Source organism: Maribacter sedimenticola (genome assembly GCF_900188415.1).
GTDB lineage: Bacteria > Bacteroidota > Bacteroidia > Flavobacteriales > Flavobacteriaceae > Maribacter > Maribacter sedimenticola.
Window position 1 is genome coordinate 150,943 of sequence record NZ_FZNV01000006.1, and the last position, 15,163, is coordinate 166,105.

Sequence of the window (15,163 nt, forward strand, 5' to 3'; positions counted from 1 at the left end):
TCAAATGAATTTAAAAAAATGGTTCCGTTGTACAAATTCATTGGTTATGTTATTTATGTACGCCTTAGTTGTTGCACAAAATGATTGCCCAGAGTTTACCTTTCCTTTAAATGGCGACACGGACATTGCCGTAAATGCTACATTTACATGGGCTGAAGTTATTGGATACAATGGTTATATATTGTCCATAGGCACTACTCCCCAAGGAAAGGATATCCTCAATGCAAAACCAATAGGAACGGATACATTCTATACACCGCCAGTAGGTTTACCTGCCAACAGTCTGTTATACGCCACTTTAAGTCTTGTTCCATATGACGGACCTCCTATTGGCTGTCAGGAAATCTCGTTTACCACAATACCCGTAACTACCCCGCCAGGTTGCTCCATTTTAGTGACACCGGATAATAATGCAGCCAGTGTAACTATTATAACGGATATTGAATGGGCATACGCACCCACGGCTACCGGTTACATTTTATCCATAGGTACGGAACCAAATGGTTCGGATATCGTTAATGCCTTGGACATGAAAAATACACTAAGCTACGACCCCCCAAATGATTTTCCACAAAATGCAAATATTTATGTTACGGTAACTCCCTATAATGAACATGGTGCACCTACGGGCTGCATAGAGGAAGTTTTTACTACTAGTATGGATCTATATATCTGTGACCCCTATATAGATGATGTTACCGGAACATATATATACCCTGCCCCACAAATTGAACTGCCCAATACGGTAGGTATATGTAGTGACGAACTACCATATAGAATTATGACCAATGACCTTGCGGACGGATTTAGATGGTACAAAACCAATAGTGGTAGTGAAGAGACCTTGTTGAGCCAATCAAGAAATGTTGATATTTTAGGCCCTGGACGATATCGGCTAGAAGCCTTTAACGTAATTGAAACGGAAAATGGAACAATTGAATGCACCAATTCCAAACTTTTTGATGTAGTATCCTCAGAACCAGCTACGATTATAAAAATCGATGTTTTAAACTTCACAAATAGCAAGGATATTACCATAGTTGCTACAGGAGGGGGGCAATATGAATACGCATTGGACGATAGTGATGGCCCCTACCAAGACTCCCCAATATTTACCGGGATTCCGTACGGCCAACATATGGCATATGTGCGGGATAAAAACGGTTGCGGCATCACCCAAAGAACAGTGGATAGGGATATTGACACCAAAGATTTTCCATCCTTTTTTACGCCAAATGGTGACGGTATAAACGACTTTTGGCAGTTTATACAGCCCCCAGAAAATTTTGAATCTGTCATAGACCTCATTTTTATTTATGATCGGTATGGGAACTTTATACATCAAATCAACCCTAACGGCAAAGGATGGGACGGTCATTTTAACAACAGCCCCCTACCGGAGACGGATTACTGGTTTAAGGCCACATTTATCAATCGACAAGATATTTTAGGACATTTTTCACTAAAGCGTTGAAAGAAATCCTTTAATAATACGTCTATTATAGTTCTTGACTTTTGTATTTTTAACTAGAGGATTGGTTTTACCATACCCCAAATACCACTCAATACCATAATACAAGAATAGATAATTGGATAAAGGCACAACGCCCCATTTAAAAGAGCACTTACATACATGAAATTTAAAGTAGTATCAGAATTTAAACCTACAGGTGATCAACCCAATGCCATTCAACAATTGGTAAAAGGCCTTAATGAGGAAGAAAAATTTCAGACGTTATTAGGGGTTACTGGTTCCGGAAAGACATTTACCGTTGCGAATGTAATCGAGCAAGTTCAAAAACCTACGTTGATATTGGCCCATAATAAGACATTGGCGGCACAATTATATTCAGAATTTAAACAATTTTTCCCAGATAATGCGGTAGAGTATTTTGTGTCATATTATGACTACTATCAACCAGAAGCCTTTATACCTACAAGCGGTGTTTATATAGAAAAGGATCTATCCATCAATGAGGATATTGAAAAATTACGACTTAGTACCACCTCATCACTACTCTCAGGAAGGCGTGATGTTATTGTGATTGCCTCAGTATCTTGCCTATATGGTATTGGTAACCCAGTAGAATTTCAAAAAAATGTAATATCAATAAAAAAAGACCAGGTCATTGCTAGGACCAAACTTATGCACCTATTGGTACAGTCTCTTTATTCCAGGACCATGGCAGATTTTAAAAATGGTAATTTTAGGGTAAAGGGCGATGTGGTAGATGTATTCCCAAGCTATGCGGACCACGCGTTCAGAATTCATTTTTTTGGCGATGAGATTGAGGAAATTGAAGCGTTTGACCCGTTCAACAATAATATTTTGGAAGTATATGACTCACTTACCATATATCCGGCCAACATGTTCGTTACCTCTAAGGATGTATTGCAGAATGCCATTCATCAAATACAGGACGACCTAGTAAAACAAATAGCATACTTTAAGGACATAGCAAAACCACTTGAGGCCAAAAGGTTGGAAGAACGTACTAATTTTGACCTAGAAATGATTCGTGAACTGGGATATTGTTCAGGAATTGAGAACTATTCAAGATATTTAGATGGCAGGGAGCCCGGCACAAGGCCTTTCTGTTTACTGGACTACTTCCCGGACGATTATCTAATGGTAATCGATGAAAGCCATGTTACTATACCACAGGTACATGCTATGTACGGGGGAGACCGATCAAGAAAGGTGAATTTGGTTGAATATGGATTTAGGCTACCCGCGGCAATGGATAACAGACCTTTAAAATTTGAGGAATTTGAAGCACTACAAAACCAAGTCTTATTTGTGAGTGCAACACCTGCGGACTATGAACTTCAATTAAGTCAAGGTGTATATGTGGAACAGGTGATCAGACCTACTGGATTATTGGACCCGATAATTGAGATCAGGCCCAGTTTAAATCAAATTGATGATTTGGTAGAGGAAATTCAACAACGGGTAGAAAAGGATGAACGTACCTTGGTTACAACATTGACCAAAAGAATGGCCGAGGAATTAGCAAAGTACTTAGACCGGATCAATGTTAGGTGTAGGTATATCCATAGTGATGTTGATACCCTGGAACGGGTAGAGATTATGCAAGATCTTAGAAAAGGTATTTTTGATGTCCTGATCGGGGTCAATCTTTTACGTGAAGGTTTGGATCTTCCAGAGGTTTCTTTGGTGGCTATTTTGGATGCGGACAAGGAGGGTTTTTTACGCAGTAACCGATCATTGACACAGACGGTTGGAAGAGCCGCAAGGCACTTGAACGGTAAGGCAATAATGTATGCGGATACGATAACCCAAAGTATGCAAAAAACAATTGATGAGACAAATTACAGAAGGGAAAAACAAATAAAATATAACACCGAAAATAACCAAACCCCAACCGCCCTGAACAAAAGTTTGGACAATGTATTATCCAAGAATTCCGTCTCCACCTATCACTTTATTAAAGAGGAATTACGTGCTGCAGAACCAGACCTGAATTATATGACCAAAGAGCAAGTGGAGAAGATGATCAAGGACAAAAGAAAGGCAATGGAAAAAGCCGCAAAAGAACTTGATTTTATGCAAGCGGCAAAGTTAAGGGATGAGATAAAAGCATTACAAAACCAAGATGATTAGAAAAAACAAAACTAAAAATCCCAAATTTTAAAATTATAATTAAAAACTTTATATAACACTATTCAACAAACTGGTAAACAATTAATTAATGTAATTTTTTAGACAAGACTAAAACACTTATTTACAGATAAAATATGAAAAAATGGGTTATAATTTGCGGTATGGCACTCAGCTATTTCAATGTGTTTTATTGTAATGGCCAGACCCTTGAAACTGACCGAATAAAATCGCTTACCAGTCAAAAATTCAACGTAGCGATTACTAATTTACACCATTTTTTGAGACTACAAAACAATGGAAATTTTCCGGAACAGATACAGAAAAATTTACATTGGTGCGATAGTGTTTTTACCGCTTTAAATTTTGAAACCAGGATTATAAAATCGCCAGGTGCACCCCTACTCTTCGCCGAGAAAAAATCCACCAAAAACACAAAATCAATTCTCTTCTATTTGCAGATAGACGGTCAACCTGTAGACCCAAAAGAGTGGTCCCAAAGTGACCCTTTTGAACCTACAATCAAAGAATTCAAAAATGGAGAGTGGAATACGTTGAATTTTGAAAAAGTGCACACATTCATAAAAGATGATTACAGAATTTTTGCACGTTCCGCATCAGACTCCAAAGGTCCGGCCATGGCCTTGATTACCGCTTTACAAATTCTTAAGGAACAAGACATAAACCCTGAATACGATATAAAGGTCATTATGGATTTTCAGGAGGAATTAGGTTCGCCGGATTTACCATACGCCGTTAATGCACATAAGGAACTATTACAATCAGACATGCTCCTGATTATGGATGGCACAAGACACCTTTCCAATTTACCCACATTAACGTATGGTGCTCGGGGAATTGCTACGGCAAGCATTAAGGTATTTGGACCAAATTACGCTTTGCACAGTGGTCAATACGGCAACTATGCTCCAAATCCTGTATTTGAGGCCGCAAGATTGATCAGCAGCTTTAAGGATGAAAACGGACGTGTTTTGGTGAAAGACTTTTATAAGGGTGTACATTTAACGGAAAAGGAAAAAAAATCACTTTCATCTATCCCAGAAAACAATATGAGTCTAAATAACAGACTGGGTATAGCCACTCCAGAAAAAGTGGGCTCCACCTACCAAGAAGCCTTACAATATCCATCACTGAACATTAGGGGCCTAAGAGCTGGGTGGACAGGAAAGGAAGTACGTACCATTATTCCAGAAGATGTACTTATTGAAATTGACATGAGACTTGTACCGGAAACACCTGCAGAAAGACAGCTTGCTCTTCTTAAGAGCCATATTTTATCACAAGGATATCATTTGGTAGATTCCTTGCCCACAAACGAAGAACGCGCACAATTTAAAAAACTGGCATCCTTCAATTACAGGATAGGCTCCAAACCATTTAGGACAGATATAGATTCGCCTATAGGCACATTTTTAAATAAAGCCCTTACCAGGGTTTTTGGTGATCAGATAATCAACATGAGAACAACTGGCGGATCACAGCCTATTGCACCCTTTATCACCACTTTGAACATCCCTGCTGTTTCCGTGAGGATTCCAAACCCTGACAATAACATTCATGGGCCAAATGAAAACCTAAGAATAGGAAACTACAAAGAAGGTATCTGGACCTGCCTAGCTATTCTTACCCAACCCCTTCCATAAAAAAAGTGCTTTGATTGCTCAAAGCACCTTTCAACTAAACACTAACCAACCTAAATTATAAGGCACACCTTATTTTAACTCGATCATTCGTTTTGGTTTCGGTAAAGCCTCTTCCTTTTTAGGAAGGTTAAATTTTAAGATACCACCCTCATATGTAGCATCAACCTTATCCGTAGCTACAGTTTCAGGAAGGGTAAACGATCTTTTAAAAGAGGAAATAGTAAATTCCCTTCTTGTATAATTTTCATTGGATTCATTCTTTTCATCCTTGATTTCAGAAGATATTGTTAGAATAGAATCATCTAATTCTACCGTAAAATCTTTTTTGTCCCTACCGGGTACAAAAAGCTCCAATTCAAAATTATCTTCATTTTCCTTAATATTAACAGCAGGCATTGCCGTTCTTACATTCTGCGTTCCTCCAAACCAATCTGGTCTAAAAATTTCATTCATTAATGCAGGAAACAAAACATCATTTCTCTTTACTAAACTCATTATTGTATATTTTAAATTAATATTCCTTTTATTAAACAATAGGTAATAAGCAAAGCACATACCAGAGCATTTTTTTATGACATTTTGACACATATTACTTTGATGCAGTAGACATTTTGACATGTATTTGCTAATTATGAGCTTTTAATTTCTTGGAATGAGTCATTATCACGCAACAAGCTTCACTAGTTTTACCCTTTATCAATGTATATGGACAAACTTTCCAACCTTCTTTTTAAGATTCGAAGTAAAATAGCCTTTTTCCCTACTATTATTTCATTGGCCGGATTAGTAATGGCATTTGCCATGATATATGTTGAAAAGTTGGGGATTTCTGACTATTTAATGAACGTAGCACCTAGTTTGGTCATAGACGATACAGATACGGCCAAAACAATACTAAGCACGTTAATAGCGGGACTCATATCATTAACGGTCTTTAGCTTTTCTATGGTTATGTTATTGTTGAGCCAGGCATCCAGTAATTTTTCACCTCGGGTTTTACCAGGCATAATATCAGATCAAACAAACCAAATAGTTCTAGGGCAATATATTGCGACCATCCTTTATAATATTTTTATCCTTATTTCTTTGGAGCCTAAAGAAAATGAATACCAAACACCCGGATTTTCAGTATTGCTGGGAATTATTCTAGCTGTCCTTTGCTTGGCATCATTCATATATTTTATCCATCATATTTCACAATCCATACAAGTAGGAAACATACTTACCAATATTCATGCAAGGACAAAATCTGCATTGGAAAGTATGCTCAATACACAAAAAAATCAAAGCAATGAATTTCCCGATACCCATACTTGGACTGGCCATAAAATATACAAAACCGGATATTTTTACGGAATTCTGAACGATGACCTCTTGAAACTTTGCAAAAAATACGATACAAAAATCTACATACATTTGTTCAAGGGTCAATATATATTAGATGGCACAATGGCCTTTTACACTAAAAACAACCTTGATGATGATGCCTTGGATGCGATTACCGATACCTTGCTTTTTAGCAACGAAGAACTGGTAGGAGATAATTATGTATATGGTTTTAGGCAATTATCAGAAATTGGCATTAAGGCTATGTCTCCTGGTATAAACGATCCAGGAACCGCCTTGAATACGATAGATTACTTAACTTCCCTTTTCCTTGAGCTTACTAAAAAATGGGAATTTGAGTTTATCACAAGTGATGATGGTGATAATTGGGTAAAGATAAAATGTGCCAAGTTCTCAGAAATACTGTATAACGTCATGGCCACATACCGCCTGTATTGTAAACATGATATTACGGTAGTACGCAAATTAATGCAAATGCTACGGACGCTAGCCAATTTTTCTTCTAACGATTCCCATCATAAAATCATTGAACTAGAGATGGAACAATTGACAAAAGATGCCGAGAAAGGCATTAAAAATGAAAGGGACCTCAGTAAAATGGATGCGGACTTTATTAGTTGGTCCTAGTTATAGTGCGATTTAAATATAGTAATCAAAACATCTGGCGGAACAATTTTATTAGGATATTGATGCATAATCGTAAGCACCTGTTGAATTGCACCCGGGGGTAATCCCATTTTTAAACCAATATCATGCAATTTTTTTACCTCCGTAATATCTTGTTGATGATCTACATTCATTAATAAAACCAAGCGATGAAATTGAATAATACGTTCCGCTTGGGACTTAGGAAGAATATGCTCTACCCTTTCCTTGAACAAACGATCAAAGGTTTCTTTGGTAATATTTAACCGTTGCGCCACCATAAATAAAAAATCATATTCCATCCTCCTTATTTCATTGTCCACCTTTGCAAACTCTATCATTTCCGATAATATACTTAGCTTCTCTTTTTCTGTAGGCATAATCGCAATTACTTGATTTTCATAATAATAACTAAAAATTGAATACTATATTTCAAAAACACATTAAATCTTGAACATTGGAAAACCATAAAAGCATATAAAAGGTAGTTCATTAATTCTTTATTGCGATCAAAAGATTAACTCAAAAAATAATAATACCGGCCATGGGTTGTACTTCATGACCGATATTACATTCACCGCACTCCCTATTTGCTTACGATATTCTCTTTCAATACAATAAAATCTGACCTTCTATTTACCAAGTGCTCCTGTTCTGAACATTTAACGCCATTACTGCATTCATTGATCAACATGGTCTCCCCATAGCCTGTAGCACTCAATATCCTGTATTGGGCAATTCCTTGGGCAATTAAATATTTCCTGGTAGATTTTGCCCTATCATCAGATAAACGCAGGTTATAACTGTCCGATCCACGGGAGTCTGTATGCGATTCTATCTTAATTCTTATATCAGGAAATTGCTGCATGGCAAATAGCACCTTTTTCAATTCTATCTCAGCCCTTGCCGTTATGTTAGATTTGTCATAGTCAAAGTAAATGGGATCTACCTTTATTTTCTCAACGGCCCCATCTTTTTCTATGATATCGTCATAAGGTGTTAAGTATACCAGATTATCGGTAGATGGTGGTTGTGGCTTATCTGTCGTTATGACCGAGACCTGTTGCTTTGAGAATCTTTCCTTAAAAAATACCATTTTATTATCCCGATTACAGGGGAGTTCTATTTCATAAAAACCACGTTCATCGGTCAACAGAATTTCTATAAGTCCGTCAGTAGGATTCTTTACTTCAACATTGGCAAACGGTACAGGTTCATTGGTAATTTTATTCAACACCTGACCGGAATAGACCAGGCAATGGGTTGGATCTATTTTTTTAAATGCATATATGTCATCATCACCAACACCGCCCATTCTATTAGAAGCAAAATAACCACTATCAAAATCCTCATTTATGATCAAGGAGAAATCATCCATATTACTATTAAAAGGTTTGCCCATATTCACCGGTAAGGAGTATTCATCCTTAGCGATGATCTTTGACTTAAACAAATCCAATCCGCCTAAACCATAGTGCCCGTCAGATGAAAAGTACAACACATCGTTCACTACATACGGAAACATCTCCCTACCCTTGGTATTGATAGCAGGTCCCAAGTTTTTTGGAGGAGACACCACAGTACCATCGCTATCCAAGGAAACCACATAAATATCTGACCCGCCATAACCCCCAGGCATGTTAGAGGTAAAGTATAATTTTTTACCATTGGAACTCAAGGCCGGATGCCCACATGAATAATCCTTATCGTTGATAGAGAGGGATTGTATATCTTCTATATCCCCGTTATACAAATTACCCATAACGATCTGCATATTGGATAGCCCATCATTATTGGCCTGTAACTTACCTTTTTTATAATAGTTACGGGTTAAGTAAATACGGCTCATATCTTTGGTTACGGTAACAGATGCGTCATGAAAATCTGACATTCTATTGGCCGCGAATTTTTCAGGAACAAAACCAAGGTCTTGCGGAACAGTCATAAAAAGATCCAAATAAGGCTGATTGTTCCAAGGATAAATTTTGCCCCCAGCGGTTATAGAATCACGGGTACTGGAAAACACAATGGAACCATCCCTATAAAAAGCGGGCGAAAAGTCGGATTTCGGACTATTGAAACCTAAAGTATCCATTTGAAATCTTGCATTGGTCAACAGTAAACTATCCAAATGTTGACGTTGAGCCAATATCATTTGCAACCGACCTTCATCTTTATAATAGTCAAGCAGTACCTCATCTGCCCTTTCTTGATTATGGCTCGCCTTTAAACATTGAACAAGTTTAATCATATTGTTCTCCCCTATTTCATTTCCTTTTTGCACATATAGTTTGGAGTACCATTTTTCCGCATTGGTATAGTCACCAATATTAAAATAACTATCTGCCAAATTTTGAAGTACGTGGTCATCTATACGCCTGTTCTTATTGGCAATTTCCGCATAAAGCTCAATAGCCTTATTGAATTTAAAGTTCTTAAAAAATTCATCTGCACGGGATTCTTTGGTCTGCCCCTGCATTACCATACATGCGCACAACATGATATATATATATCGTAATTTTATTTTCATAATAATAGGATTAAAAGAATCTTGGTGACAATGCCCTTTTTTTCAAGCCGTCTAGATTGTAGGTTAGTATAATTTCATGAGAACCATCGTTATAGTTTTCCAGGCCGGTGACCGAATAATCATACGCATAGCCCAAAAAGAAATTATCGGTAATATGGAATCCCGCCAAAGCACTAATGGCATCATCATACCTATAGGCCAAACCTAGACTTAGACGTTCACGCAAAAGAAAATTGGCGGAAACATCTACGGACAAAGGTGCCCCGGAAACTATTTTGGCCAAAACTGCAGGTTTAAACTTAACGGATTCACTGACATCAAACACATAGCCGGACATTAGGAAATACTGACTCTTTCTTTCCGTTACCGTGCTATCATCATCTTTATAAATACGGGAGTTGAGCAAGTTATTGCTAGATATGCCTACATACCATTTAGAACCAAAATAAAATGCCCCCGCCCCAACAATAGGCCTAGTCTCACTAAGATTTTCTTGAAATACGGGATCTAATTCATTGGAAAAATTTCCTTTGGAATAATCTATATTGAAAATATCCAACCCGGCGTTTAATCCAAATGATAAGGTGGTCGTCTCCCCGGTTTTAATGTGGTACGCAAAATTTGCATTGATCTCCACGTTGTTAGACGCTCCTAAATTATCGTTCAGAACGGTCAACCCAACTCCTATCCTATCCTTGACCAGTCCATGGGCAGAAAAGCTTTGGGTTTCCGGTGAACCATCTATACCCACCCACTGTGACCTATAGAGTAAGCTTGCGGCCAATTTGCCTTGAGTACCCGTATAACCGGGGTTCAAGGTTTGGGTATTGTACATATATTGAGTGTATTGTGGCCGTTGCTGCCCTCTGACCACTGTGGTCGTCAGGAACAACAAACAGGCAAAAGATGCTATAATCGTTATATAATTCTTCATGTGATTAATCGTTTTTGGTTTTGAGATATTTCAATGTGTTCAAGATTACCTGGCAAGTTGCAACCAACCAACCAAATCACGGTTTAGTTCAGGTATGTTCACTACATAATAATAAGTACCGGCCGGTAAATGTTCCCCAGCTCCAATTACTCCGTTAACATTGGCTATACCCTCCCAATTATTTTGGTAATCTTGGGTCTCAAAGACCAAGTTCCCGTTCCTGTTATAGATCTGTAGGGTATTGGCATAGTCCGTTATACATTCAATCTCAAAAAAGTCGTTGTATCCATCTGCGTTTGGTGAAAATTCATTGAATACCTCAAGACAAAATTCCGCTCCTAGTACCTCACCACAACTCTTGGTAGCAATTTCCTGTGTCATGGAAGTATTTTCCGCACAACCGTTAGCGCTTGTAAAGGATACCTGTATAGATGTATTCTCCAAGCTGGTCCATGTTACGGTTACATAATCATCCGTTGCGGTTCCCCCCTCGGTGATCGTTCCGCCATTTACGGCCCATACATAATTTTCCTGACCGCTTACGGTGGTATAGGTATATGAACGCTCCATACATGCATCTGTAAGCTCACCGTTCAAGACTATGGAAGTGTCCTCAAAAACAGTTGCATTAATGTGCAGCCTGTCTTCGCTTTCACAGCCATTCTCTATACTTGATACGTAGTAATCCCCACTTACAAGAGGATCCGTTGGATCGAGCATAGTACCGTTTTCAGGACTATCATAGAAAACAACGTTGTCCTGATCCACTTCTAAGTCACCAATTACCGGATTAGTATTCTCACAAAAAGTCTGAGCATCATTTGTTGTAGTTGGTGCATCTACCGTAATGACCGATACCGCAATCCCTATTCTTGCATAGACGGATATAGGAATATTCAATAATCCCATATAATATACTTGGCCATCTACCAATGGGGTATCCATACCCAATACGCTACCTCCTACCAATGCATTGAACAATACGCCATCTACCAAGGACAATTCCAAATCCAATAAGGTAGGATTGTCCGAAGCACAAAATACTTGTACGACATTGCCCAGTGGCAATTCTGGAATTGGTAAGGGTAATTGGTATGAAGAATTACAACCTCCTGATGATATGGTCAATTCTACTTCTTGGTCCGCATCCAAAAGAACATCCAAGCCATTTACCGCTACACTATATTCCAAATTTTGGTCTAATGTACCTATGTATTCAGTGCCGTTCACCTGCAAGGTCAACTCATCTCCTTGAGCCACATCCCCAGTAACCGAACCTTCTAATTGAATACCGGAATTTTCTGTATTGATGTCATATACATCCTGTAAACTTATGACCGTTTCCAAGGTGGGTACTGCCGTAAAGTTAGAATCCATTATTGTTACGGTCACTTCCTTTAGTTCACCATTTTCATTATCACAGCCAGCAACCGCACGCTCCAATCCTACATAAAAATTATAAGGGGAATTGATATCGCTCAAACCACTAATGGTCAATGTACCGGAATCTGAAACGGCATAGGAAACATTGCCTACTACCATACCATCGACAATAGGGTTGGTTTTATTTTCATCAAAATACCACTGATAAGAACCACGTATTGCACTAGACGGAACAAGAACCACGTCACTGGAGCTACAGATCGGGCCATCCGCACCGAATACATTAATATCGTCTGCGGTAGGTCTATCCAATACATTGATATTGATGGTTGCTTTTGCGGTTTCCAGCAAACAGCCTATTCTACCCACTGCCACGTAAAATGTGGTGTCCGCATTAAGTATACCGGTATCGAACGACGCACCGGATTCTACGGTGTCCAAGAGGTTACCCCCTGTCAAGGCATCGTACCATCTAATTTCCAAGTCAACATTATTCTCCAATGTGGCCAAAATATCCACACTTGTACCCGAACAAATAGAGATTTCCTGGGAATCAATTGTAATCTCGTTTGCGCTGGATAAGTTTAAAAGTTCTGAAATAAAGTCGACCGTATTGAGCAAAAGACTGGCTTCCAAACCTGTTTCGGTTGCGGAAACAGTTACCTCCCTTAAATCTCCCGGGGCATTTTCACAAGAGGCACTTTCTTCAATTAAGCGGGCATAAACGCTAAACGTATCAAAATTTTCCTGTAAGCCAGTAATATCAAGTATTCCATTAGAATCTATGGTATACGTAACACCATTGACCACTTCCCCATTGGTGATTTCATTTACCGCTCCTGCGTCTAAAAACCATTTGAACGCACCCGTAATAGTACTGGTAGGCGTTAAGGTCAACGTACCTGTTTCACAAATACCGTCATTGGTAATTGTTACATTAATATCATCTGCAGTAGGAACCGGAACAACATTAACCACCACTTCTAACAATGATGATAAATCCGTACAACCTTTATCACGTGCTGCAACAAAAAATGTCGTTGTCTCCGTTAAATTTGTTGGTACAAAAGGTTCTCCGGAATCAAGAACTTGCAGTTGTGCCCCATCTGCATTGAACCAAACCAGTTCCTCGTTAAGTTCATCTGAGGCCAAGGCTACTAAATTAGCATCTGTACCTGCGCAAATAGTAGTATTGGTCATGTTGGTATCCAATGTTGGTTCAGCCGGCGCCTTTCTAACATCATAGATACGAATACTTTGATCTAAACCAATACCCACTAAAGAACTTAATTCCAAGGTCAACCTATCTATGGGAACACCTGGAGCAATTGGAACATCTACCGTGCCATTTTCTGCCAATAGGCCCAAAAGGTCTAGATTAAGTAAATTATTGGCATCTTCCTGAAAAACTGCGGCAGAAGATCCATTATTTGCCCTTATCTCAATATTGTTCAATAAACCAACTTGTAATAATGAGGGATCAACACCCAAGGTAATATAGAATACGTCATCCGCATTTGAAACCGTATCAAAATAAAAAGTTTGAGATAGTGAGGCAGCAACGCCCACAATTCCAAATCCCATCTCAGCATAGGTGTCGCTAGTGTCATCTATTGCCAGTTCCAGATTACTGACCCCTGCTCCACTAAGCTGTAGAAGATCCAAGGTTATACCCGTACCATCAAAAGAAGTATAGGTTGCGTTTAAGCAATTGCCTAAAGTTGTGTTATCCATATAAGCGCCATAAACATCCAGGGATTTTTCAGAACCCAAGCCGACTAAAGAACCCGTTCTATTGGTAAAACGAATTCTATTATAGGCTGAATTAGGTGAAATGGACAAAAAGTATTCGCCGTTTTCATTAGTAACAACCCGCATTTGATCTGTGGTAAAAGCACTACTTAAAGCGGAATCATTGGTTAGAATTACGGTGTTGTCGTTTTTAACCTCAACGCTAAATTCCTGATTTCCCAAAATTACAACCCCAACAACATCGGCCAACAGTCCGCCCAAGTTTCCCCCTAACAAGAATGGCAGTAGTTCATCTTCGGTATCCAAACGTACATAACTGGTCTGTAGCGCCGGAATCTCGTTGGCATACTCCAGTTCTAAATGACCTGAGTAAGCACCTATTCCTAGTGCCAAACCAGAATTGGCCTTGATGGTGGCATGTGTAGAAAGGTCATCATCAATTGCCCTACCCGAAAAATCAACTTGAGATTCACTACTAATGGTCTGGGCAAACTGTTGTTGTCCAAAGGCAACTTCAACGCTTATCAACATGCTGATTAGCGCAAAGATCAGTAGAAAACTATTTGGGTAATTTTTTTCCATATCGTTATAATTTATAAGAATTTTCTTACAAATATAACGACGAGATGTTTATTTGATTTTATGACGAATTGTCTTTACGATATCCTGAAGAGAAACATCGATAAAGTGTGCAATAAAATCGATAAACTGCATTTAAATGAAAATTATACGAATTAAGCTAATATGCAACGCTTTGGTTATCTAAAACTGAATTTAAGCTCTTATAAATCAGAAATTTATATTAAGCCTAAAGGCAGGACAATAATGGTAAAAATAAATTTTTTATAAACTTATTTAATGAAGACTTGCGTAAAGTAAATCATACCGTTTGCATCTGCATAGGCAGAGATGGCCGTGGCATCAAAATCGCCCTCTATATTCTTAAGGTGGCTTGGGCTATTCAACCAAGCTTCAAAGACACCTTGCGCAGTGGCAAAGTTCCTCCCTACGTTTTCAGATACCTTAACCGCGTTGAATTCCTCAGAAAGCGCAGATGATCTTTGAGCAAAATTATCATGGCTTATCTCTTCCTTTGAAATCATGTATAGATTGTGTTCCGTAGTATAGGCTTGGGCACGGGTGTCATAGGATAAGGAAGAAAGTCCCAATTCTATCCTATAATCGTTAACTAGTTCAAATATCTCCAATTCCATTTCGCTATTGGAAACGATCAACGCCGTGGAATTGATCTGCTCATCAACAAGCTCTTCTTTACTACATGAGCT

10 protein-coding genes are annotated in these 15,163 nt (G+C 38.5%); 4 read left to right on the forward strand and 6 right to left on the reverse strand.

Annotation, left to right across the window (positions count from 1 at the left end):
* The first annotated feature begins 4 nt into the window (after positions 1–4).
* The 3 genes from CHB68_RS15260 (at position 5) to CHB68_RS15270 (ending at position 5,286) form a co-directional block, all read left to right on the forward strand.
* A complete protein-coding gene (locus CHB68_RS15260; protein ID WP_089262190.1) occupies positions 5–1,474 on the forward strand; it encodes a T9SS type B sorting domain-containing protein in 1,470 nt (489 codons plus the stop codon).
* A 159-nt stretch (positions 1,475–1,633) separates the two neighbouring features.
* Positions 1,634–3,625 carry an excinuclease ABC subunit UvrB gene (gene uvrB / locus CHB68_RS15265; protein WP_089262192.1) on the forward strand — a complete coding sequence of 664 codons (1,992 nt, stop codon included), beginning with the start codon at positions 1,634–1,636 and terminating at the stop codon, positions 3,623–3,625.
* Between the two features lie 134 nt (positions 3,626–3,759).
* The gene (locus tag CHB68_RS15270) at positions 3,760–5,286 is read left to right on the forward strand and encodes a M20/M25/M40 family metallo-hydrolase (RefSeq protein ID WP_089262194.1); all 1,527 of its coding nucleotides are present in this window, start codon (positions 3,760–3,762) and stop codon (positions 5,284–5,286) included.
* 69 nt (positions 5,287–5,355) lie between these two features.
* Here CHB68_RS15270 and CHB68_RS15275 read toward each other — a convergent pair whose 3' ends face one another.
* Entirely contained in the window at positions 5,356–5,781 is a 426-nt protein-coding gene (locus CHB68_RS15275; protein WP_089262196.1) for an Hsp20/alpha crystallin family protein, read from the reverse strand.
* Positions 5,782–5,991: 210 nt separating this feature from the next.
* Between CHB68_RS15275 and CHB68_RS15280 the strand changes: the two genes are divergently transcribed.
* Positions 5,992–7,260 carry a DUF2254 domain-containing protein gene (locus tag CHB68_RS15280; protein ID WP_179213214.1) on the forward strand — a complete coding sequence of 423 codons (1,269 nt, stop codon included), beginning with the start codon at positions 5,992–5,994 and terminating at the stop codon, positions 7,258–7,260.
* On the opposite strand, the gene CHB68_RS15285 is transcribed toward CHB68_RS15280, so the two are convergent.
* From CHB68_RS15285 to CHB68_RS15305, 5 genes are all read right to left on the reverse strand, one after another.
* Positions 7,257–7,658: a hypothetical protein gene (locus CHB68_RS15285; RefSeq protein ID WP_089262200.1), complete on the reverse strand. Its 402-nt coding sequence runs from the start codon at positions 7,656–7,658 to the stop codon at positions 7,257–7,259. The two genes, CHB68_RS15280 and CHB68_RS15285, sit on opposite strands and share 4 nt — an antisense overlap.
* A 206-nt stretch (positions 7,659–7,864) precedes the next feature.
* Positions 7,865–9,808: an OmpA family protein gene (locus tag CHB68_RS15290; RefSeq protein ID WP_245838961.1), complete on the reverse strand. Its 1,944-nt coding sequence runs from the start codon at positions 9,806–9,808 to the stop codon at positions 7,865–7,867.
* Between the two features lie 10 nt (positions 9,809–9,818).
* Positions 9,819–10,742, reverse strand: coding sequence for a PorP/SprF family type IX secretion system membrane protein (locus CHB68_RS15295; protein ID WP_089262202.1), 924 nt, complete (start codon positions 10,740–10,742; stop codon positions 9,819–9,821).
* A 45-nt stretch (positions 10,743–10,787) separates the two neighbouring features.
* The gene (locus CHB68_RS15300) at positions 10,788–14,459 is read right to left on the reverse strand and encodes an Ig-like domain-containing protein (RefSeq protein WP_089262204.1); all 3,672 of its coding nucleotides are present in this window, start codon (positions 14,457–14,459) and stop codon (positions 10,788–10,790) included.
* Positions 14,460–14,728: 269 nt separating this feature from the next.
* Positions 14,729–15,163, reverse strand: a 435-nt coding sequence (locus CHB68_RS15305) for a CAP domain-containing protein (protein WP_089262206.1), incomplete at its 5' end; no start/stop codon positions are given.

Excerpts from the sequence above, each read along its gene's own strand:
- CHB68_RS15260 (WP_089262190.1), top strand. The coding sequence starts at position 5 with ATGAATTTAAAAAAATGGTTCCGTTGTACAAATTCATTGGTTATGTTA.
- uvrB (WP_089262192.1), top strand. The coding sequence starts at position 1,634 with ATGAAATTTAAAGTAGTATCAGAATTTAAACCTACAGGTGATCAACCC.
- CHB68_RS15270 (WP_089262194.1), top strand. The coding sequence starts at position 3,760 with ATGAAAAAATGGGTTATAATTTGCGGTATGGCACTCAGCTATTTCAAT.
- CHB68_RS15275 (WP_089262196.1), bottom strand. The coding sequence starts at position 5,781 with ATGAGTTTAGTAAAGAGAAATGATGTTTTGTTTCCTGCATTAATGAAT.
- CHB68_RS15280 (WP_179213214.1), top strand. The coding sequence starts at position 5,992 with ATGGACAAACTTTCCAACCTTCTTTTTAAGATTCGAAGTAAAATAGCC.
- CHB68_RS15285 (WP_089262200.1), bottom strand. The coding sequence starts at position 7,658 with ATGCCTACAGAAAAAGAGAAGCTAAGTATATTATCGGAAATGATAGAG.
- CHB68_RS15290 (WP_245838961.1), bottom strand. The coding sequence starts at position 9,808 with ATGAAAATAAAATTACGATATATATATATCATGTTGTGCGCATGTATG.
- CHB68_RS15295 (WP_089262202.1), bottom strand. The coding sequence starts at position 10,742 with ATGAAGAATTATATAACGATTATAGCATCTTTTGCCTGTTTGTTGTTC.
- CHB68_RS15300 (WP_089262204.1), bottom strand. The coding sequence starts at position 14,459 with ATGGAAAAAAATTACCCAAATAGTTTTCTACTGATCTTTGCGCTAATC.